The 18,982-nt window shown below is 62.8% G+C and carries 21 protein-coding genes; 18 read left to right on the top strand and 3 right to left on the bottom strand.

Annotated features, from left to right (window positions below):
- Positions 1–231 precede the first annotated feature (231 nt).
- Complete coding sequence (locus tag K0H47_RS14520) at positions 232–996, bottom strand: tetratricopeptide repeat protein (protein ID WP_219273024.1); 765 nt, start codon at positions 994–996, stop codon at positions 232–234.
- A 48-nt stretch (positions 997–1,044) separates the two neighbouring features.
- On the opposite strand from K0H47_RS14520, the gene K0H47_RS14515 reads away from it, so the two are divergent.
- The 15 genes from K0H47_RS14515 to K0H47_RS14445 all read left to right on the top strand — a co-directional run bounded on the left by K0H47_RS14515 (position 1,045) and on the right by K0H47_RS14445 (position 11,455).
- On the top strand, positions 1,045–1,611 hold the full coding sequence (locus tag K0H47_RS14515) for a type III secretion protein (protein WP_219273022.1): 567 nt from the start codon (positions 1,045–1,047) through the stop codon (positions 1,609–1,611).
- A 31-nt stretch (positions 1,612–1,642) separates the two neighbouring features.
- Entirely contained in the window at positions 1,643–1,873 is a 231-nt protein-coding gene (locus K0H47_RS14510) for a hypothetical protein (protein ID WP_219273021.1), read from the top strand.
- Between the two features lie 9 nt (positions 1,874–1,882).
- Positions 1,883–2,320 (top strand): hypothetical protein, encoded by a 438-nt coding sequence (locus K0H47_RS14505; protein ID WP_093208136.1) that lies wholly within the window; start codon positions 1,883–1,885, stop codon positions 2,318–2,320.
- Positions 2,321–2,324: 4 nt separating this feature from the next.
- Entirely contained in the window at positions 2,325–3,107 is a 783-nt protein-coding gene (sctJ, locus tag K0H47_RS14500) for a type III secretion system inner membrane ring lipoprotein SctJ (protein WP_219273019.1), read from the top strand.
- Positions 3,104–3,721, top strand: coding sequence for a type III secretion protein (locus K0H47_RS14495; protein WP_219273017.1), 618 nt, complete (start codon positions 3,104–3,106; stop codon positions 3,719–3,721). The genes sctJ and K0H47_RS14495 overlap by 4 nt, the downstream gene beginning before the upstream one ends.
- Positions 3,714–4,292, top strand: coding sequence for a FliH/SctL family protein (locus tag K0H47_RS14490; protein WP_219273015.1), 579 nt, complete (start codon positions 3,714–3,716; stop codon positions 4,290–4,292). The genes K0H47_RS14495 and K0H47_RS14490 overlap by 8 nt, the downstream gene beginning before the upstream one ends.
- Complete coding sequence (locus K0H47_RS14485) at positions 4,289–5,611, top strand: FliI/YscN family ATPase (RefSeq protein WP_219273013.1); 1,323 nt, start codon at positions 4,289–4,291, stop codon at positions 5,609–5,611. The genes K0H47_RS14490 and K0H47_RS14485 overlap by 4 nt, the downstream gene beginning before the upstream one ends.
- A 179-nt stretch (positions 5,612–5,790) precedes the next feature.
- Positions 5,791–6,345: a hypothetical protein gene (locus K0H47_RS14480; RefSeq protein ID WP_219273012.1), complete on the top strand. Its 555-nt coding sequence runs from the start codon at positions 5,791–5,793 to the stop codon at positions 6,343–6,345.
- Entirely contained in the window at positions 6,335–6,784 is a 450-nt protein-coding gene (locus K0H47_RS14475) for a hypothetical protein (RefSeq protein ID WP_017477027.1), read from the top strand. Before K0H47_RS14480 ends, K0H47_RS14475 begins: the two co-directional genes overlap by 11 nt.
- Entirely contained in the window at positions 6,781–7,782 is a 1,002-nt protein-coding gene (gene sctQ / locus K0H47_RS14470; protein WP_219273010.1) for a type III secretion system cytoplasmic ring protein SctQ, read from the top strand. Before K0H47_RS14475 ends, sctQ begins: the two co-directional genes overlap by 4 nt.
- Entirely contained in the window at positions 7,779–8,432 is a 654-nt protein-coding gene (gene sctR / locus K0H47_RS14465; protein ID WP_003208316.1) for a type III secretion system export apparatus subunit SctR, read from the top strand. Before sctQ ends, sctR begins: the two co-directional genes overlap by 4 nt.
- Before the next feature lie 10 nt (positions 8,433–8,442).
- Complete coding sequence (sctS, locus tag K0H47_RS14460) at positions 8,443–8,712, top strand: type III secretion system export apparatus subunit SctS (RefSeq protein ID WP_003208314.1); 270 nt, start codon at positions 8,443–8,445, stop codon at positions 8,710–8,712.
- Between the two features lie 6 nt (positions 8,713–8,718).
- Complete coding sequence (sctT, locus tag K0H47_RS14455; protein ID WP_003208312.1) at positions 8,719–9,531, top strand: type III secretion system export apparatus subunit SctT; 813 nt, start codon at positions 8,719–8,721, stop codon at positions 9,529–9,531.
- Between the two features lie 3 nt (positions 9,532–9,534).
- Positions 9,535–10,581, top strand: a complete 1,047-nt coding sequence (locus K0H47_RS14450) for an EscU/YscU/HrcU family type III secretion system export apparatus switch protein (protein WP_219273008.1) — start codon at positions 9,535–9,537, stop codon at positions 10,579–10,581.
- Positions 10,582–10,702: 121 nt separating this feature from the next.
- The gene (locus K0H47_RS14445) at positions 10,703–11,455 is read left to right on the top strand and encodes a hypothetical protein (RefSeq protein ID WP_063028769.1); all 753 of its coding nucleotides are present in this window, start codon (positions 10,703–10,705) and stop codon (positions 11,453–11,455) included.
- A gap of 75 nt (positions 11,456–11,530) precedes the next feature.
- Here K0H47_RS14445 and K0H47_RS14440 read toward each other — a convergent pair whose 3' ends face one another.
- Both K0H47_RS14440 and K0H47_RS14435 read right to left on the bottom strand, forming a co-directional pair.
- A complete protein-coding gene (locus tag K0H47_RS14440; protein WP_219273006.1) occupies positions 11,531–15,001 on the bottom strand; it encodes a hypothetical protein in 3,471 nt (1,156 codons plus the stop codon).
- Between the two features lie 164 nt (positions 15,002–15,165).
- The gene (locus K0H47_RS14435) at positions 15,166–16,380 is read right to left on the bottom strand and encodes a DUF1835 domain-containing protein (protein ID WP_219273004.1); all 1,215 of its coding nucleotides are present in this window, start codon (positions 16,378–16,380) and stop codon (positions 15,166–15,168) included.
- Between the two features lie 192 nt (positions 16,381–16,572).
- Here K0H47_RS14435 and K0H47_RS14430 point away from each other — a divergent pair, with 192 nt between their 5' ends.
- The 3 genes from K0H47_RS14430 to fetB all read left to right on the top strand — a co-directional run bounded on the left by K0H47_RS14430 (position 16,573) and on the right by fetB (position 18,619).
- Complete coding sequence (locus tag K0H47_RS14430; RefSeq protein ID WP_093208161.1) at positions 16,573–17,037, top strand: metallophosphoesterase family protein; 465 nt, start codon at positions 16,573–16,575, stop codon at positions 17,035–17,037.
- A gap of 113 nt (positions 17,038–17,150) precedes the next feature.
- On the top strand, positions 17,151–17,828 hold the full coding sequence (locus K0H47_RS14425) for an ATP-binding cassette domain-containing protein (protein WP_219273002.1): 678 nt from the start codon (positions 17,151–17,153) through the stop codon (positions 17,826–17,828).
- A complete protein-coding gene (gene fetB, locus K0H47_RS14420) occupies positions 17,825–18,619 on the top strand; it encodes an iron export ABC transporter permease subunit FetB (RefSeq protein WP_063028779.1) in 795 nt (264 codons plus the stop codon). The genes K0H47_RS14425 and fetB overlap by 4 nt, the downstream gene beginning before the upstream one ends.
- Positions 18,620–18,982 lie beyond the last annotated feature (363 nt).

Genomic DNA, 18,982 nt, shown 5'->3' with positions numbered 1-18,982 from the left:
GTAACCAAAAGGTCTTTGCCCCACCACTCGGTGCCTCGCCTAGGCTCGGCATGCCCGCACTCCGGCCCGGCTCCGCGGGTCGCTGCGATGGGCCATCCCTGGCCCAGCGCAGCTAAACCGGCATCCTTGCCGGTTTACCCGCTCCACCGTGCCTGCTTGCGGCCATCGTGGTTAACGGGGCCTGATAGATCAAAAGCAAGATCAAAAGCAGGGCAACAGCAAGGTTACCCTTTAGTGCGTATCCACCAGCCCCAACTCGCGCGCTTGCGCAACCGGGTCGCTGATGCCTTTGATGCGGTTGGCTTCGGTGATCAGGCGTGCGCGCTCAGCGGCCGGAATATCGTCCAGCGGCAAGCTGGCCACTCGCTGTTCGTATCCCGCCAATACCAGCACCAACAACTCATTACGTTGATGCCGTGGCAACGCGCGGGGCGATTGGGTGACGGGGGCGATGGTGTCCAACGCCTGTTGGGACTGGCCGCCAAGGGCGTAGGCCAGGGCCAGGTTGCAGCGGCTGTCGAGGTCGTCGGGTTGCAGGCTCAGGGCTTTGGCGAAGGCGGTTTGTGCCGTCACCGCCTGGCCGTTCAGCACGTGGGCGATGCCCAGTCGGGTGTACGCGACCGGCGATTGGCTGGCGTCTGCGGCCTGGCCCAGGGCGGTCACGGCGCGTTGGGTTTTGCCCAGTCGCAGTTGCGCGGTGCCCAGGCCCAGCAAGGCTTCGGCGTTGTGCGCCTGGAGGCCGAGGGCTTGTTGGAAGGCGCGTTCGGCACCGGGCGCGTCGTTGCCGTCGAGCCGTGCCTGGCCGAGTTTGAGCCACAAATCGATGCCGGCGCCCGGTTGCTGGGCCGCCCGTTCGTACAGCGCCGCCGCGCTGGCGTAGTCGCCGCGTTGGTTCAGGTCGTTGGCCAGCTTTACCGAGCGATCGGTATCGCTCGGCGCAGTACTGGAACAGGCGGCCAGCAACAGGCTGCCGGCAAGCAAAAAGTGTTTGGTCATCGTCACAACTCGTTGGGCGAAGGCGGACGTCATGTAAGCATATTTTCCATGGCGCTCCTATGTCTGTCGGTGCTGTTTGGCGCCTCGATTGCCCACGCCGATGAAGCGCCCGAATGGTTTGCCAAACCCTACGCCTACGTGCTGGTGGATCAGGACGTGCGCGCCGCCCTCGAAGAATTCGGCCACAACCTCGACATCCCGCTGGTGCTCTCGGACAAGGTGCGTGGCAAGGCCCGCAGCACCGTGCGCGCCGCCACCGCCGGGGAGTTTTTGCAGACGCTGTGCAGCACCAACGGCCTGACCTGGTACTTCGACGGCAACCTGCTGTACCTCAATGCCAGCGACGAAATCACCACCAAGCTGTTCAAGGCCAACGCCCTGAACCTGGACCAGTTGCAGGCGTATTTGAACAACCTCGATGTGTTCGGCCAGCAGTTGTCGATGCGCAATGGTCCCGAGGGCGATGAAGTCTTTGTGTCCGGGCCGCCGCCGTACCTGGCGCTGGTCCAGCAGCATGTGGATCACCTGCAACCCAAGGCCAACCCGCCTGTCGTGGCGCGCGAGCACGGCGTGCGGGTGTTTCGCGGTGCCCAGGTGAGCACCGAAACCCCTTGATTCACCCCAACCCCAGTAAAGGAGCATGACCATGTCCGTAACCGCCATAGACAGCAACCTCGCCCCCGGTGGCGCCAGCCCTGAAGCCAAGTTCAACGCCGCGGTGGATAACGCCAAGAGTGCCGACAAACCGGAGATGACCGACGCCGAATTCACCGATGCCCTGATCACCCAGGCGGTCACCATCGGCGGTCAATTCATCATCATGCCCAAGGCGCAGGAAATGCTGAATGACGCCATGTCCGATGACGACGAAGAGTAGGGCGCACCCATGACCATCAGTCTCGCTGCCAGCGCCACGGCCTTGCCGCCGTCCGCCGGCGCGGGGCCCGCCGGGGCCTCGCAGAATCTGTTCGAGCACATGGCCAATACGGCCAAGGGCATGCCCGAGGGCGCCAGCCCCCATCAGATCGGCTCGGGCCTGATGGAGCGCCTGAACAGTTTTATCGACCGCTCCCGGACCTTTTCCGAGCGCGCCGATTTACTTACCAATAACCCGTCGGCGCCGCCCCAAGTGGCCGCTGCGGATATTCGCACCACGGGTGCCTCTCCCTCCGCAGAGCCGGGCAAGAAAGTCGCCGAGCAGCAGGTCGACCAGATCGTCCATTCACTGGGCAAGATGTTCGACTACTCCATCGAAACCCAGATGGTGGTGCGCGGTGCGACGCAGATTTCCGGTTCCGCCAACACGCTGCTCAAGGGTCAATAACGCCATGCCAAGCCCGAATCGTGCCCTGCGCCTGCTGCTGATCGGCCTGCTCGCCAGCCTCTTGCAGGCCTGCGACATGGACCTCTACACCAACCTCAGCGAGCGCGACGCCAACGCCATGGTCGCGGTGCTGCTGCGCGACGGCATCCCGGCGACGCGCAAGGTGCAGGACAACGGCCAGTTGAAAGTGGTGGTCGACGAACAACGCTTCGCCGAAGCCATGACGCTGCTGGACAACGCCGGCCTGCCGCAGCAGAGCTTTTCCAACATGGGCGAGGTGTTCAAGGGCAACGGCCTGGTGTCGTCGCCGATGCAGGAGCGGGCTCAGATGATCTATGCCTTGAGCGAAGAACTGTCCCACTCGGTGTCGCAGATCGACGGCATCGTCTCGGCGCGGGTGCATGTGGTGTTGCCGGACAATGACCTGCTCAAGCGGGTGATTTCGCCGTCGTCAGCCTCGGTGCTGGTGCGCTACGACCCGGGCACCGATATCAATACGTTGATCCCGCAGATCAAGACCCTGGTGGCCAACGGTATTTCCGGGCTGAGCTATGACGGCGTGTCGGTGACGGCGATCAAGGCCGCCGTGTCCATCAGCCAGAACCCCGCGCAACCGCGATTGACGCGCTTCATGGGCCTGTGGCTGTTGGAAGACAACCTCAATCAGGCGCGGTTGCTGTTCGGCGGTTTGCTGCTGGTCGCTCTCGGCGCGTGCGGTGTGTTGGCCCGTCAGCACTGGGCGCGGCGCCAGTCCCAGGCGTTGTATGTGCTCAAGGAGGGTGAATGAGCCTGGTTGAGCGTTGGCAGGGCCTGATCGCCCAGCCGTTGCAGTTTGTGCGCGAGCAAAGCCTCGGCGAGTGTTTCGGCGAAGGCCTGCCGGTCGAGGTGCTGCAAGCCTTGCACGGGCAGCCGCGTTTTCGGTCGCGCCTGGAGCAGTTGCTGGCCAGCCATTATCAGTTGGCGCCGCTGGCGCATCTGGTCACGCCACCCGCCGCCGATTTGCCGGTGTTGCTGCTGAGCCCGGGGCAATTTGAGCGATTGCCCAGGCTATGTGGCGCGATCTGGCATGCCTCGACCTTGAGCCGGGAGATCCGCCGCGAAGTGGTCAATGAACTGCGCGAAGGCCTCGGTCAGGAAGCCTTTGCCCTGGCCCTGGCGAACCGGCAGTTGGGCGGCGCGGCCGACCTGCTGCGCGAGCCCGCCGAGTTGATCGACGCCATCGACCGAGATGGCCTCACCTGTGTCGCCGCCTGGCTGCAGGCCCAGCCCGCCGAGTTGCAGGGCTGGTTGCCCCTGCGTTTTGTCGCACCCAAAGGCTATAGCGGGCGCCTGCCCCGCGACCTGGAAATTGTCCAGACCGTCGCCGCCCGGTTGCTCGTCGAGGAGCTTGCTCATGAGTGAATTACCCAACCGTCCCGCCGCACGGATTTTGCGTGCCGACGAAGCGGCCTTGTGGATCGATGGTTTCGCCTTCGTGCAAGCCGCCAAGGAACACGCCGAGCAGATCAAGGCCGACAGCGACCAGTGGCTGCACACCGCACGTGCCGAAGGCTTTGAGGGCGCCCGCCGGGAAGGCGCCGAACAGGTCGCGCAGCTGCTGCTGGAGACCCAGGCCAAGGTCCAGCATTACCTGGCCGGGCTTGAGGCGTCGCTGGCGGACCTGGCCCTGGGCATCGTGCGTGAAGTGCTCGGCGAGCTGGACGACACCGACCGCGTGGTGCGTTGTACACGCCAGGCGTTGAGCGCGTTTCGCCAAGGCCAGGCGCTGACCTTATGGGTGCCACCGGCCGAAGTGAATGCCCTGCGCCCACAGTTGCTCAAGGACGGCATCGCCGTGGAGGCCGATGCGCAACTGGGCGCCGGCCAGGCCCGCCTCAGCAGCCCGGCGGGCTCGGTTGAGTTGGGGCTGGAAGCGCAGCTGCAAACCCTGCGCCGCAGCCTGCTGCCCTTTGCCGAAGAGGGCGTGGCATGAACCTCAATCAACTGCTGCCGCGCCTGACCGAGCGCCTGTCCCAGGCCCGTTTGCGTCCGATGCAAGGCACGGTGCTGAGTATTCGCGGGGTGTTGCTGCGGGCCAGCGTGGCGGGCGCGAGCATCGGTGAGCTGTGCCATTTGCGCGACCCGGTGAGTGGCCGCAGCCTCAGTGCCGAAGTGATTGGGTTTGATGGCGACGAAGCGATCCTGTCGCCCATCGGCTCCATGGAAGGCCTGTCGACCCGCACGCAAATCATTGCCACCGGCGAAAGCCTGGGTGTGGCGGTAGGTGATGCGCAACTCGGACGAGTGATCAGCCCCATGGGCGAGTTTCTCGACGGCGACGGTGTACCGCCAACCCTGAACTTGCAGACCTACCCCTTGCATGCCGAGCCACCGGCACCGTTCTCCCGGCAATTGATCGTGCGCTCCATGGCGTTGGGCATTCGCTCTATCGACGGCTTGCTGACTCTCGCCCAGGGCCAGCGCATGGGCATCTTCGGTGAGCCCGGTGTGGGCAAATCTTCGTTGTTGGCGAGCATCATCCGCAACAGCGAGGCCGATGTGATTGTCATCGGTTTGATCGGCGAGCGGGGCAGGGAAGTGCGCGAACTGCTGGACGTGCAACTGGACGCCACGGCCCGCGCACGCACCGTTGCTGTCGTCGCCACCTCCGACCGCCCGGCGGCCGAGCGGGTGCGTGCGGCGTTTGTCGCCACCACCCTGGCCGAGTACCACCGCGACCAGGGCCGCAATGTATTGCTGTTGATGGACAGCCTCACACGATTCGCCCGGGCCCAGCGTGAGATCGGCTTGGCCGTGGGTGAGCCACCGACACGTCGCGGCTATCCACCGTCGTTTTTCGCCACCTTGCCCAAGTTGCTGGAACGCGCCGGCCCGGGGCCCACCGGCAGTATCACCGCGCTGTACACCGTGCTTACCGAAGGCGACGCCGCCAGCGATCCGGTTGCCGAAGAAGCGCGTTCGATCCTCGACGGGCACATCGCCCTCAGTGCCGAACTGGCCCAGCGCAACTACTTCCCGGCGGTGGACGTGCTGCGCAGTCGCAGCCGGTTGATGGAGCAGGTGGCGGGTGAGGAACATAAACGTCTGGCAATGCGTATCCGAGAACTGATGGCGCGTTACGGCGAAATCGAAATGCTGATCCGCGTCGGCGAGTACTCCGCCGGCAGCGACCCGCTGGCCGACGAAGCAATCACCCGTCATGGCGCGATTGAAGCCTTCCTGCGCCAGAACGCCGACGAACCCAGCAGCCCCGAACACACCTTGACCCGCATGCGCCAGGTGCTGGCATGAGCCCGAAAGCGCAGCAAGATCCGGTGTGGGAGCTGTCGAGCTTCAGCGAGGCTGCGATGGCGGCAGCACTGCCGACATCGATGTTGCCTGACCCACCGCTATCGCAGCCTCGCCGGGGCTCGACAGCTCCCACATTTGATCTTCATACACTCCTTAAACCGCATGGGTCAGGTGCTGGCATGAACCTGAAAGCGCAGCGCGATCCAGCGTGGGAGCTGTCGAGCTGCAGCGAGGCTGCGATGGCTTCAGCACAGCCAACATCAATGTTGCCTGACCCACCGCTATCGCAGCCTCGCCGGGGCTCGACAGCTCCCACATTTGATCTGCATACACACCTTGATCCGCAGGCGGCAGGTGCTGGCATGAGCCCGAAAGCGCAGCAAGGTCCAGTGTGGGAGCTGTCGAGCTTTAGCGAGGCTGCGATGGCGGCAGCACTGCCGACATCGATGTTGCCTGACCCACCGCTATCGCAGCCTCGCCGGGGCTCGACAGCTCCCACATTTGATCTTCATGCACTCCCTGAACCGCAGGCGGCAGGTGCTGGCATGAGCCCGAACGCGCAGCAAGGTCCAGTGTGGGAGCTGTCGAGCTTTAGCGAGGCTGCGATGGCGGCAGCACTGCTGACATCGATGTTGCAGTGTTGCCGGGGCTCTACAGCTCCCACATTCGATCTTCATGCACTCAGTGAGTGCGCTGTTGGTATGACGATGGAGAAAAGAACCGATGAAGACTGAACAACTGCGCACCCTGCAAACTCTGCGGGTGCTGCGGGAACAACGGGCGGCGAGCCAGTTGGCGGCGCAACAGCAACGTTGCGCGCAAACCCACGGCGCCCTGACTGATGCCAAGGAGCAATTGCGCTTGCACCGTGAAGCCGTTGCCCGTGAAGCCGGCGAGATTTACGCCTCACTCACAGAGGGCTTGTCGGTGGCCAGTTGGCAGGCCGCCCAGGATCGCCTGCGAGGCTTGTCCGACGATGAGCGCTTGCTTGAAGGCGACGTCAGCCACGTCTCCAGCACCCTGCAAACCCAGGAGCGCGAGCGTGAGCTGTTTCGCCAGGAGCGCCTGAGCCGCCAGCGCCAGTCCGACGCCTGGCAAAGCCTGCTGGACGGGCGCGAAAGCTGCGAGCGGGTCGCCGGTGAGCTGCTTGAAGAACAAGGACTCGGCACATGATCGTGGCCCTTGCCGACCCCTTGGCACCCTGGCTTGAACACTTCGACCCGGCGCTGCTCACGGTGCATAACCAACTGCACCGCCGGCGCCATGCGTGGCAGGGCCGTTGTGCCGGGCAGGACTTGAGTGTCGCCTGGGCCGCCGATCCCCAGCCGCTGAAATCGCCTCGGGATGTGCAACTGCTGCTCGGGCAATCACCGGTGCGCCTGCGTCTGTCCGCCGCCGCTGTGGAGCAAGTGCTGGTGCCGCTGGCGTTGCAGTTCGATGCGCAGGTGCTGCCGTCATTGCCGCGTTCGCTGCTGCTGGAACTGGCCGTGCTGGATCTGATCGAGCGCCTCGAACCGTTGCTCGGCCACCCCGTGCAGTTGCTCGAAGCCAGTGACGATGCGCGGTCTTACCCCGTGCACCTGGCGCTGACATTGACCTTCGGCAACACCCCGCCAATGGCCGCCCAGCTTGACCTGAGCGAAAGCGCCGCGCTCCTGGTGGCGCAGTTGTTGGAGCAACACGGCCGGGTCCAAGCCGACCCATTACCCGCGTTGCGCCAGACACTCTCGGTGCTCACGGGACAGCAATGGCTGAGCCTCGGCGAGTTGCGCAGCCTGCGGCCCGGCGACGTGTTGATGCTCGAGCCCGGCAGCGGCCTGCTGCTGGACTTTGAGGGCCGTCTGCAAGCTCGCTGCCAGCGCGACGGCTCATCGCTGCAGCTGCAGGAACCTTTGAAATCGCCCCTTTTGGACATGGAGAACACAATGACTGATGTCGATGCCGCTGCGGCCCTGGACGATTTACCCCTCAAGCTGGTGTGCCAGGTCGGCAGCCTGGAACTGACCCTGGCGCAGTTGCGGGAGCTGGGGGCGGGCAGCCTGCTGCAACTGAATACGCCGACGGTGGATGGCGTGGACCTGATGGTCAACGGCCGCCGCGTCGGCCAGGGCCAACTGGTGAAGATCGGTGATGGCCTGGGCGTACGCCTGCTGAGTTTCGCCACCCCATGACCGGTTATCAGCCGAACCTGATCGAGATCATCCTGGTGGTTGCCACCATCGGGTTGATCCCGCTGGCGGTGGTGACCCTCACCGGCTTCATGAAAATCTCGGTGGTGCTGTTCCTGATCCGCAACGCCCTGGGGGTGCAGCAAACGCCGCCGAACCTGGTGCTGTACGGCATCGCGCTGATTCTCTCGGTGTACGTCACCACGCCGTTGATTGGCGACATGTACCGCCAGGTGGAAGGGCGCGACCTGAACATCGAGCACGTCGAGCAACTCAAGGACCTCGGCGACGCCTTGCGCCCGCCGCTACAGGCGCACCTGGCGCGGTTTGCCAATGAGTCCGAGCGCGGCTTTTTCGTGCAGGCCACCGAGACCATCTGGTCGCCGGAAGCCCGTGCCGACCTGCGGGATGACGACCTGGTGGTGCTGATTCCGGCGTTCGTCAGCTCGGAACTGACCCGGGCCTTCGAGATCGGGTTCCTGCTGTACATCCCGTTCCTGGTGGTGGACTTGCTGGTGTCCAACGTGCTGATGGCGATGGGCATGTCGATGGTCTCGCCGAACCTGATTTCGATCCCGCTGAAAATCTTCCTGTTCGTGTCATTGAGCGGCTGGTCGCGCCTGATGCACGGTTTGATTCTGAGTTACGGCTGAGGCACGACCCATGGGCCAGGACGTTTTCCTGTCATTGATGAAACAGGCACTGATGACCGTGCTGATGCTCTCTGCGCCGGCGCTGGGGGTAGCGATTATCGTCGGCTTGAGCGTGGGCCTGTTCCAGGCGCTGACCCAGATCCAGGACCAGACCTTGCCCCAGGTAGTGAAGCTGGTGGCGGTGCTGCTGACCATCGTGTTCCTGGGGCCGGTGCTGGCCGGGCAAGTGGCGGAACTCGGCAGCCAGGTGCTGGATAACTTCCCGCTGTGGACGCGCTGACCCCCCATGGATGCCAGCCTTACCGCACAGTTTCTCGAAGTCGCCTACCCGGTGATCAGCTCGGCCTCGCTGGCGGCCTGCCGGGCCATGGGCGTGGTGGTGATCACCCCGGCGTTCAACCGCCTCGGGCTCACCGGGATGATTCGCGGCTGCGTGGCCGTGGCGATTTCGATCCCGATGTTCATGCCGGTGTTCGACGCCATGACCTCGATGCCCAACCACGGCAGCCTGTTTATCGCCGGGTTGCTGATCAAGGAATTCCTGATCGGCATCCTGATCGGCCTGTTGTTCGGCATCCCGTTCTGGGCGGCGGAAGTGGCGGGGGAGTTGATCGACCTGCAGCGCGGTTCGACCATGGCGCAACTGGTGGACCCGTTGTCCACCGGGGAGTCGAGTGTGATGTCGACCTTGCTGACGGTGATGTTGATCACGCTGTTCTTCATGTCCGGCGGTTTTATCCTGATGGTCGATGGCTATTACCACAGCTACCAATTGTGGCCGGTGACCGCGTTCACCCCGGTGTTTGCCAGCTCGGCGTTGCTGGCGGTGCTGTCGATCCTTGACCAGATCATGCGCGTCGGGGTGCTGATGGTGTCGCCGCTGATCATCTCGCTGCTGGTCACTGACCTGATGCTCGCGTACCTGTCGCGCATGGCGCCGAACCTGCACATTTTTGACCTGTCGTTGCCAGTGAAAAACCTGTTTTTCTCGATCCTGATGGTGATCTACATCGGCTTCCTGATTCCCTTGATGCTGGACCAACTGGCAGAGTTTCGCGGCACCGTGGAGCTGCTGAAAACCCTGGCGGGCATGGAGTAGCGCATGGGCGATACCAGCGAAGAAAAATCCCAGCCGGCCACGGACAAAAAACTCAAGGACGCACGCAAGAAGGGTCAGGTCGCCAAGAGCCAGGACCTGGTCTCGGGCATGGTCATCCTGTTTTGCACCCTGTGCATTTCCATCCTCGCACCCCGGGCCCAGGCCCAGGTCACGGCGCTGATCGACCTGACCGCGCAGATCTACATCGAACCCTTCGCCACGGTGTGGCCACGGGTGCTGGACCACGCCGAGCAACTGGTGATCGGCATCACCTTGCCGGTGATGGCGGTGACCACCGGGGTGGTGATCCTGACCAATATCATCACCATGCGCGGCTTTGTGTTTTCCGTGGAGCCGATCAAGCCGGAGTTCAAGCGCATCAACCCGGCGGAAGGCTTCAAGAAGCTGTTCGCCTTGCGCAATTTTTTGGAGTTCATCAAGGGCCTGATCAAGGTGCACGTGCTGGCCGTGGCGTTCTACGTGGTGGGGCGGCACGCGTTGCAGGCATTGATGGAGTCGTCGCGGTGTAGCGCGGGGTGTATTGAGTCGACGTTTTTCCTGGTGCTCAAGCCGCTGGTGTTTACCGTACTGGCGGCTTTTATCCTGGTGGGCGGGGTGGATGTGTTGATGCAACGCTGGCTGTTTGGCCGGGACATGAAAATGACTCGTAGCGAAACCAAGCGCGAGCGCAAGGACATTGATGGTGACCCGCTGATCAAGAGCGAGCGACGGCGTCAGCGCCAGGAGATGCAGGCGCTGGCCACCAAGCTGGGGCTGGGCCGGGCGTCGATGATGATCGGCACCACCGACGGCTGGGTGATTGGCGTGCGCTATGTGCGTGGAGAAACGCCGGTGCCGGTGGTGGTGTGCCGGGCTTCGCCAGAGGAGGCGTTGGGGATGTTGCAGGAGGCGTTTGACCTGGGCATCCCGCAGGCACCGGACAACAACCTGGCGCAGGCGATTGCCAGGAAGACCGTGCCGGGAGATCCGGTACCGGATGCGTCGTTTCAGGCGGTGGCGGACTGGTTGGTGGCGGCACGGTTGATCTGAGGCCGGCGGGCAGCGCTGGAACCGATGCCGTCCGCTGCGCCACAGAGCAACAGTCTGCCGCTACTCCGTTTTCCGACGGCATGCAGGGCAGGTATGTCGAACAGACCAGGAAAATTCAATCATGACGCTAACCCATTCATTCAGTGCACCTCACACACAGCACTCGTATCTCAACGGTCACTCCCAGCACGCGCATCGCCCCTCTGGCAACGCCTATGCCCGGCATTCAGACGCGGCCCTGGCCCTGGCGTTTGACAAGAACTTCGATGCCTTCAGGCCGTCGGGTTCAAGCAATGCGACACAAGGAAAAATTCGCGAGGTTGCCGAGCGGCCACTGACGGGATACCCGCAGCGGGACAACCTGACGATGCTGGCCAGGGAGGTACTCAAGCGCGATAACGTGATGAATGAGCTGGACTCGGTGGACCACGGCGGTCATCGGGACGGCATTATTGGCCGGAATAATCCGAAGAACGCGGCCAACAAGTTATCGGACTGCCCGCCGCGTGACCCTTGCTACTCACAACCCTGTCGCCCGCAACCTGGCAGGCCAAATCCGTGCGGTTCTTTGCCGTTCAATATTTATAGCAGTATGTCGGACTCCAGCGTGGCGCTGGCGTTTGGCAATAACTACAAGGAGTTCGGCAACCCGCAAAGAAATGGTGTGGCAGACCTTGGGCAGATCTTCAAAATGGCGGGGCGCGAGATGAGCGGCAACTGGGCGCAGGACAACATGACGTTGCTTGCCCGGGAAATCGTCAAGCGGCCTCATGTGAGCCACGCATTGGATTCCATCGATGACAACGGCAGGCAGGACGGCATTATCGGTTATCGCAATGCACAGCTGACATCCGCTCACCTGGCGCGCCGCTAAGCACACCCCCCCCGATCCTGAACCCTGTGGGAGCCGGTCGGCCACACAGGGTTTCTAGGGGGGGGGGCGGGGCACTCAGGGCTTGTCTACATCGTGATACTCACCGCCATATCCATCCCCCACCCGCCAAATGATGTCGTGGTTTTCATTGGTCCATTCCGACGGTTTCAGCGAGTACTTGTAGTCCTCTGAGTTACGGTTATTTCCGTCGCCGATAAAGTCCGGATGGTCCCGCCGATGGTCGCCACCACGGATACTCGAGCGGGCATCCCACTCTTCCTTGCGGAAATCAAAAATACTCTGGTCCTGCGGCGCATCCCGCTGGCCCCAGTCGGACAGATACGTCTGCAACCACACATATGCCTCATCTCCGTTGGGCTTGAGCAATCCGTCCTGCTTGAAGTCCTGGATCTGGTTCCAGTTCTGCATCGAAATCTTGTGCAGCTTGTGGGACTGCACCGTGCTCAGGATCGCCCCGACAAACGACAACGCGCCGGAGATCAAAAAGCCCACCGGACCCAGGAACGGGATGATCCGCCCGGTCACCCCCAGGGTGGTGAGTACGCCGCCGCCAGCCGCCACCAGGCTGCTGACCCCGCCGGCCATGGACAGTGAGCCGGAGGCGATTTTTACCGGGTCTTTCTCGCGCACGCCGTCACGCAAGGTAAACGCCGCCTGGACCACACTGATCACACCGCCCGCCACGTCGGTGGCCATGCCGATCACCTTGATCGCGCTGCTGGCGAACTTCGCGCCAAAGCCTGCACCGGCCACGCCACCGCGGCTGGCGATGCCTTTTTCGATCCCTTCCTGGACCTTCTTCGCACCTTCGTCGCTCCAGCCGCCGCTGTTGAGGGCCTTGCCCACGTCCTTGCCGTCGTCCATGGCCTGGTCGACGATGTCGAAGTATTTCTTCTGCACCGCCTCGGCGTCCTTGGGCAGCGCGTGGTAACCCTCGCCGGGCTTGGCCCACAGGTCGGGCAGGGAACGGTCGAAGCCCATCAGTTTGTAGGCGTTGGTGCCGCGCAACTTGTCATAGACCTTCAAGCCCAGCGTGGCGAAGTGTGAGCCGGTGCCGAGGAAGCCAAGGAAGTCGTTGGCGATGCCCAGGCGCTTCATCGGCGTGTCGGCGAGCTTGCCGCCCTGGCCTGCGAGTTGGTAGACGATCCGGCCCATGCCGATCGCGCCGCCCACCGAGCCGAGTACGCCGTTGTCCTTGAGGAAGTTGAGGTTCTTCACGAAGGCACTGCGGTTCTCTTCGCTGAGGCCCGGCATGATTTCCTTGCTCACCGCCTTGTCGATGTCGCTGAAGCTGATCACGCGGTTTTTCTGCCAGGTATCGCCGAGGGAAATCATCGCCTTGCCGAAGTCGGCGGCGGCGTTTTTGTCCTTGAGCAGTTGGTCGACGAACTTCGAATACACCCCCAGCGCCTGGCGCGGCAGCCCGTCGGCGCCGCCCTTGAGCATCGACAGGATCGCCATCGTGTTGTCGGTGGTGGCCAGGGCGGTGTTGTCGTCGGAGATTTTGGTCGGGTCGTCCATCAGCTTTTCAACGGCGTCGGTGTAGCCGTCGATTTGCAGGTTTTGCAGGAAATTGTCGGCCTTGGCCGGGTCGATATCGGCCAGGGCGGTGTAGGCGGTCTGGATTTCCTGGGTGGCCAGTTCGGTCTTGCCGCCGTCCTGCAAGGACTTGATGTACTTGGTGAAACTCTCCGAGGAGGTGCTGTCGATCAGTTTCTGCCGGGTCTCGTCGACCTTGGCCTGGCCGCCGTCGACCTTGCCCAGGGCCGCGTCGTGGTTGGCCTTGATGTCGTGCTGGATGGTCGGGTCGCCCAGCAGGTCGTTGAGGGTCTGGTCGATGGCCTTGGTGTCGAAGATGTTGTCGCGTACGTCCCGCGAGGTCACGTCGATGGGCGTGGTGGCGATGCCCTGGTTGCCGAAGCCGTGCTCGGGGATGATCGACATGCCATTGTCGGCCATGCTTCGGGCTTCCACCGCCCGCAGGAACTTGGCGCGCGGGTCGTCCTTGCCGATGCTGCCGTCCTTGACCCCGGCGCGGTAGCTGTCCACCAGGGTTTTCATCGACAGGTCCTGCACCGACAGTGGGTTGCCGCTTTCGTCTTTCTCGGTGGTGGTCAGGTTGTCGACGGACACATCCTTGAGGGGCGGCAGGCCGTTGTCGGTGCGCAGCTTGTCGACGTCGGTGGTCTGCGCGGCAATGTCGCTGCGGTAGCTGGAAATCTGCTCGAACAGCTGTGGGTTGCTGTCTTCCGACACCACGATTTTCTCTTCGCTGCCCCCCGGCTTGTGCTGGGTGAACGCGATCAGGCCGGGGCCATAATCTCCGGCACCGCCAACGCTCATGATGTCTTCGGTGGAGGGCAGGTACGCCTCCGGAGCGGCGAGGGTGTAGCCGTCGCCCTTGGCCTTTTCGATGCCGGCCAGGGTTTGGCCCTTGGTGGTGTAGGTGGCGAAGGCTTCGGGGGTGATGTCCTTGGACACCACCAGCAATTTGCCGTCGGCCTGGTTGACCACGAGGATGCCGTCCATGGGCGCGTCGACCTTGCTGATGTCCCCCAGCTTCAGGCTGGCTTCGTCCTTGCGCAGCAGTGCCTGGCCGGGCAGGGACTGAGCGTTCTTGATGTAGTCGAAGGCCTGCGAGCCCTCGCTGGCATGCACGGCGTGGAGGAAGTTGTAGAACGTTCCGCCGGCATTGGGGTTGGGATTACTGAGGTCGGCGCCGGGTTGCGGCAGGTCGGCTTCGGACTTGCTGATCATGTACTTGTGGCCCTGGTGTTCAAACAGGATCACACCGGCGCTGCTGTCTTCGGACACCACCTTCAACTGACTGAAATCGAGGTCTCCCGGCAGGCTGGTGACTGCTTCATAACCTTTGGCTTTGCCGTCATTCAGCGCCTCCTTGGTCACCCCGGCCTGGGTGTAGGTGCTGAAAGCTTGAGGCGTGAGCAATTCGGAGATGACCAGGGTCTGGCCGTTTTCCAGGGTCACCTTGAGGATGCCGTCTTCGGCCTTGCCCACGGATTTGATATTGGCCAGGCGTACGCCGTCGTCGTCCTCGCGCAGCAGTTGCTGGTCGGGATTCTTCAAGCTTTCGACGATGGCCTTGCCGGCCGGAGTGCCCTGGGTTTCGGCCAGGGTCTGGAGGAAGGTATACAGCGGCGTGCCTTCGTCGGGACCGCCCTGGTTGACGGGGGCCACGGCATGGCCGAAGCGCAGGTTTTTCAGCACGTCGAACCCCTCCTGGGCGTTGGCCGCGCCCTCGGCGCTGATCTTGTATTTGGCGCCGTCCTGTTCGAAGTAGATCACCCCGGCGTCTTTGTCCTGGGAGATGACCTTGAGCTTGTCGATGTTGAGCTTGGCCGGCAGGGCGGTGACTTCCTTGTAGTCCTCGGGCTTGACGGTTTTGTCGCCCGGCCCGGTGCTGGCAAGGATTTTGGCTTTGTTCAGGACGGCGTCGAAAACCCGCTCGGGAGCGTTGGGTTGATCGACGCGGGGCGACGCGGGTTTTTCGGGGCGGGTGATCATCGGTTCAGTCCATGTGAGGGGCGCACGAGGACTCGATAGTAGGGGCTGCAAGCGAGTGAAAACGGGTTTGTTGGCAACAAGTCACAAGCTTTCACGGGTGTGAAATTCACCGGACCTGCCGGGTGGATATCCGTTACCGAGGCAACGGATATCCCCGGCTTTCGTTAGAGAGGCCGGAGCTTGTAGGCGGGAACGAGATCCTCGTCAATCGTCCAGTGATCCTCGCCAGGCCGGATGCAAACACCGCCGATCCAGCGTTCCTGGGTGGCATGGTCCGGCCAGTAAGCCGTACCGCTTAGAACCTGACGACCCAACGCAGTCAGCGCCAACAAACGTTGAGGCCACGGCAGTTGAGTCTCGGACTCGATCAGCAACGGATTAGCACCGTCAATCAGTGGCCGCATCAGCGCATGGAACATCATGTCCCCCAGGTACGGCAGCGGTTCGCGCTTGCCCATCAACTCGGCAAACACCCTGCCAAACGCCACAAGCCCGGCCTCATCCACGTAGTGCAGGGACAGGCGCTCGGTCAGTGACAAACCGTCCCGCACACCCGGTAACTCCTGCAACTGTCGACGCAACGCCGGGGCCAGGAAGGGCAGGGCTGTGTGGTTGCCCTGGGCCAGTTCCGCCAGCTTGACCGGCGAACTGTCGCAGTACGCCAGCCAGGCCTGCCGCGCCAGCTTCAGCATGTCCTCATCGACCCGCCGACGCTGTGGCCACAGCCACGCCAACACTTCAGGCGCCAGTTGGCCAATGCCGATAAAGCGTTGCACGCCGGGGATACGGTCGACCTCGATCAGCTCGAGCTTTTCAGGCAATTGCTCAAGCCCCGCCAGTGCACGAATCAGGAACAACTGATCGTAAGCATCCGCCTCACACCACAACACGCTATGACCGGCGTTGCCCAGTTGCTCAAGATGCTTGTATTCGTCTGCATGCCGGCGGGACACTTCGGGCTCGTCCATTGCAAAAACCTGGCTGATATAGCGGCTGCGAACGGCTTGGTATTGCTCGGCCGGAAGGTCCTGGACCGGGCCCATGCACAGCGGATCAATCAGCATCCGAAAGTGGCCCTTGAACCCCGCCACGCCCAGGCTGTGGGCAATGTCACTGCCGCAGCGCCAGTGGGTGGTGCGGGCTTCATCGCTCGCTTCGAAACCCGGATGGCGGGCGGCAAAATCCACTGCATCAACGTGAGCTTTAAGCTTGGGCCAGCTGGGGAACCCGAGTTCCTTGGCGATCAGCCATTGAGCCTCGGACAAGGTGGGCGTATCAGCGGCATCGGCGCATTTCAGGCGCAGCAAAAGCTCCTTGGCGCGCTTGCGTTGCTGCTCAAGGTTGATACGGCCGTTAGCGGACGAGAATGATTGCGACATACGATCTCCTTGCACAAACCTTGTCCGCTTTAAGGTTGGGAGTCGTAGAAATGTGATATTCAGTCAAGGTCTTGGGCGCAGCCCTTTCCGCGGATGGTGGCGTAGATGGCGCCAGGCGGGAAATATAGGCAGTGCAATGATTGATTGCAAGCCGCCCGGCGTTGAGCGCCGGTGTTTGCAGAGGAGACGTTCATGAAAGTTGGTGTGATTTCCGATACCCACGGCTTGCTCCGCGCCGAGGCGCTGGCGGCCCTGGAAGGCTGCGAGCAGATTGTTCACGCCGGGGATATTGGCAGCCCGGAAATTCTTGAGTTGCTGGCCTCGATCGCGCCGTTGCATGTGGTGCGGGGCAATAACGATTTGGACGCGGCCTGGGCAGAGCACCTGGCTGACCGCCTGGATTTCGAGCTGAATGGCTGGCGGGCGCTGCTGGTGCATGACATCGCCGATGTGCCGAAGGCGCTGGATCCGGGCATCCGGCTGGTGATTACCGGACACTCTCACAAGCCACTGATTGAGTGGCGCGGCGACCGGCTGTTTCTCAACCCCGGCAGTGCAGGGCGGCGCCGCTTCAAATTGCCGGTGACCCTGGCGCTGCTTGAGGTGCAGGAGAAATCCCTCAAGCCGCGGCTGGTGTCGCTTGAGCCCAAGCGCTGAAGAACACCTGAGGCGAGGTGGCTTGTTGTGGCGAGGGAGCTTGCTCCCTCGCCACGGGGGACGTGCCCTGTCTTACCATTGCGTCTAAATCAGGAACAGGGATCATCAAGTCCATGAGCGTATTAGTAGAAACCCGGGCGCTCACGCGTATGGACGAGCGCCGTCAGCTTCAACTGCTGCAGCCCACGAACTTCCAACTGCACCGTGCCGATCGCATCTCTATTACCGGCTCATCCGGCTCCGGCAAAAGCGTATTCCTGCGGGCACTTGCCTTGCTCGACGCGCCCAGCTCAGGGGAAATCCTCTGGCACGGCCAACCCATCGCCAACGCGCAAATCCCCCAGTACCGCAGCCATATCAGCTACCTCGCCCAACGCCCGGCGCTGATCGAGGGCACCGTGGAAGACAACCTGCGTTTCCCCTACAGCCTCAAGGCCCTGCACCACCTCAGTTTCGATGCGGAGGCCGTCAAGGCACTGCTGGCCCACGCGGGGAAAGAACCGGGCTTCCTGGCAAAAAACGCCGGGGACTTGTCCGGCGGTGAGTCCCAGGTGGTTTCGCTGATCCGTACCCTGCAACTCAATCCCGATGTGTTGCTGCTGGACGAACCCACCGCCGCTCTCGACCCGGCGTCATCCCGGGAAGTCGAGGCGCTGATCAACGCCTGGGTCGAAGCGGATCACGACCACGCCTATATCTGGGTGTCCCACGACCTTGAGCAGGCACAACGCATGAGCACCACCCGCCTGCATATGGACGCCGGCGTGCTGACGAGGGCCGTGCAGCCATGAATTATCACGACCTCACGGCACTGGACATGGCCATCGCCGCCTCGCTGATCCTGGTCAACGGCGCGCTGTCACTGCTGTTGCGCCTGGGCCTGGAGCGTCAGCTGTTCTGGGCCGCCGTGCGCACGGTGGTGCAGTTGCTGGCGATTGGTTACCTGCTGGGCTGGGTGTTCGAGTTCGCCTACTGGTACGTGGTGTTGCCGCTGATGTGCCTGATGACCCTGATCGCCGGGCTCTCGGCCGCCGGGCGTGGCAAGCGCACCTATGCCGGCCAGCGGGCTGACAGCATTGTGTCGGTGTGGGGCAGTTCGTGGTTGGTGACGGCTGTCGGCCTGTTCGCGATCATCCGGATTCACCCGTGGTACGAGCCGCAGTATGCGATTCCGATCCTCGGGATGATTCTTGGTAATACCCTCACCGGCGTGTCCCTGGGGATTGAGCGCATGACCCAGGAACTGACCTCGGGGCGCAACACCATCGAGATGGTCCTGGCCCTGGGTGGTTCACGCTGGGAGGCGGCGCAGGATGCGATTCGCCAGGCGGTCAGGGCGGGGATGATCCCGACGCTGAACCAGATGACGGTGGTGGGGATAGTCAGCCTGCCGGGGATGATGACTGGTCAGGTGCTGGCGGGAGAAAGCCCGGTGGACGCGGTGCGTTATCAGATCGTGATTATGTTTTTGATCGCTGCGTCGTCGGCGTTGGGCACGGTAGGTGCGGTGTTGCTTACCTACCGGCGGTTGTTTTCTCCGGGGCATCGGTTTTTGCGCTACCGGCTTGAAGAGCGGGTGTGACCCTGAGGGGGTAGGTTTTCTTGGGAGGCTCTATTGTGTACATATCCGTTTCTTCGGTCACGGCGGCTTATGGTTCCGCTCTTACAGCGGCTCACTTTGGAAAAGCCCCAAAGTAAGCAAAGGGCTCTGCCCCGCCTGTCGGCGCCTCGCTGTGGCTCGGCGTTCCCTCACTCCGGCATTGTTCCGCGGGCCGCCGCGACGGGCCATCCATGGCCCGGCGCGGCTAAACCGGCGTCCTGCCGGTTTACCCGCTCCGCAATACCTGCGTTCGGCCTCGGGCTTATTGGGGCAGTCAGATCAAGATCAAAAGCAAGAGCACAGCGGCCTACCGGCCGGCTTGAGTGTTAGAAGCCAGATCAAAAG

The sequence above is a fragment of the Pseudomonas sp. Xaverov 83 genome, from assembly GCF_019352905.1.
GTDB classification, from domain to species: domain Bacteria; phylum Pseudomonadota; class Gammaproteobacteria; order Pseudomonadales; family Pseudomonadaceae; genus Aquipseudomonas; species Aquipseudomonas yamanorum.
This window is presented reverse-complemented; position numbering and strand designations above follow the sequence as displayed.

What these genes read in the sequence shown, in the direction of transcription:
- sctS (WP_003208314.1), top strand. Translation starts at nt 8,443, where the DNA reads ATGGGCCAGGACGTTTTCCTGTCATTGATGAAACAGGCACTGATGACC.
- K0H47_RS14510 (WP_219273021.1), top strand. Translation starts at nt 1,643, where the DNA reads ATGTCCGTAACCGCCATAGACAGCAACCTCGCCCCCGGTGGCGCCAGC.
- K0H47_RS14495 (WP_219273017.1), top strand. Translation starts at nt 3,104, where the DNA reads ATGAGCCTGGTTGAGCGTTGGCAGGGCCTGATCGCCCAGCCGTTGCAG.
- K0H47_RS14435 (WP_219273004.1), bottom strand. Translation starts at nt 16,380, where the DNA reads ATGTCGCAATCATTCTCGTCCGCTAACGGCCGTATCAACCTTGAGCAG.
- K0H47_RS14480 (WP_219273012.1), top strand. Translation starts at nt 5,791, where the DNA reads ATGAACCTGAAAGCGCAGCGCGATCCAGCGTGGGAGCTGTCGAGCTGC.
- K0H47_RS14520 (WP_219273024.1), bottom strand. Translation starts at nt 996, where the DNA reads ATGACCAAACACTTTTTGCTTGCCGGCAGCCTGTTGCTGGCCGCCTGT.
- K0H47_RS14485 (WP_219273013.1), top strand. Translation starts at nt 4,289, where the DNA reads ATGAACCTCAATCAACTGCTGCCGCGCCTGACCGAGCGCCTGTCCCAG.
- K0H47_RS14425 (WP_219273002.1), top strand. Translation starts at nt 17,151, where the DNA reads ATGAGCGTATTAGTAGAAACCCGGGCGCTCACGCGTATGGACGAGCGC.
- K0H47_RS14450 (WP_219273008.1), top strand. Translation starts at nt 9,535, where the DNA reads ATGGGCGATACCAGCGAAGAAAAATCCCAGCCGGCCACGGACAAAAAA.
- K0H47_RS14490 (WP_219273015.1), top strand. Translation starts at nt 3,714, where the DNA reads ATGAGTGAATTACCCAACCGTCCCGCCGCACGGATTTTGCGTGCCGAC.
- K0H47_RS14445 (WP_063028769.1), top strand. Translation starts at nt 10,703, where the DNA reads ATGACGCTAACCCATTCATTCAGTGCACCTCACACACAGCACTCGTAT.
- sctJ (WP_219273019.1), top strand. Translation starts at nt 2,325, where the DNA reads ATGCCAAGCCCGAATCGTGCCCTGCGCCTGCTGCTGATCGGCCTGCTC.
- sctT (WP_003208312.1), top strand. Translation starts at nt 8,719, where the DNA reads ATGGATGCCAGCCTTACCGCACAGTTTCTCGAAGTCGCCTACCCGGTG.
- K0H47_RS14430 (WP_093208161.1), top strand. Translation starts at nt 16,573, where the DNA reads ATGAAAGTTGGTGTGATTTCCGATACCCACGGCTTGCTCCGCGCCGAG.
- sctQ (WP_219273010.1), top strand. Translation starts at nt 6,781, where the DNA reads ATGATCGTGGCCCTTGCCGACCCCTTGGCACCCTGGCTTGAACACTTC.
- K0H47_RS14475 (WP_017477027.1), top strand. Translation starts at nt 6,335, where the DNA reads ATGAAGACTGAACAACTGCGCACCCTGCAAACTCTGCGGGTGCTGCGG.
- K0H47_RS14505 (WP_093208136.1), top strand. Translation starts at nt 1,883, where the DNA reads ATGACCATCAGTCTCGCTGCCAGCGCCACGGCCTTGCCGCCGTCCGCC.
- fetB (WP_063028779.1), top strand. Translation starts at nt 17,825, where the DNA reads ATGAATTATCACGACCTCACGGCACTGGACATGGCCATCGCCGCCTCG.
- sctR (WP_003208316.1), top strand. Translation starts at nt 7,779, where the DNA reads ATGACCGGTTATCAGCCGAACCTGATCGAGATCATCCTGGTGGTTGCC.
- K0H47_RS14515 (WP_219273022.1), top strand. Translation starts at nt 1,045, where the DNA reads ATGGCGCTCCTATGTCTGTCGGTGCTGTTTGGCGCCTCGATTGCCCAC.
- K0H47_RS14440 (WP_219273006.1), bottom strand. Translation starts at nt 15,001, where the DNA reads ATGATCACCCGCCCCGAAAAACCCGCGTCGCCCCGCGTCGATCAACCC.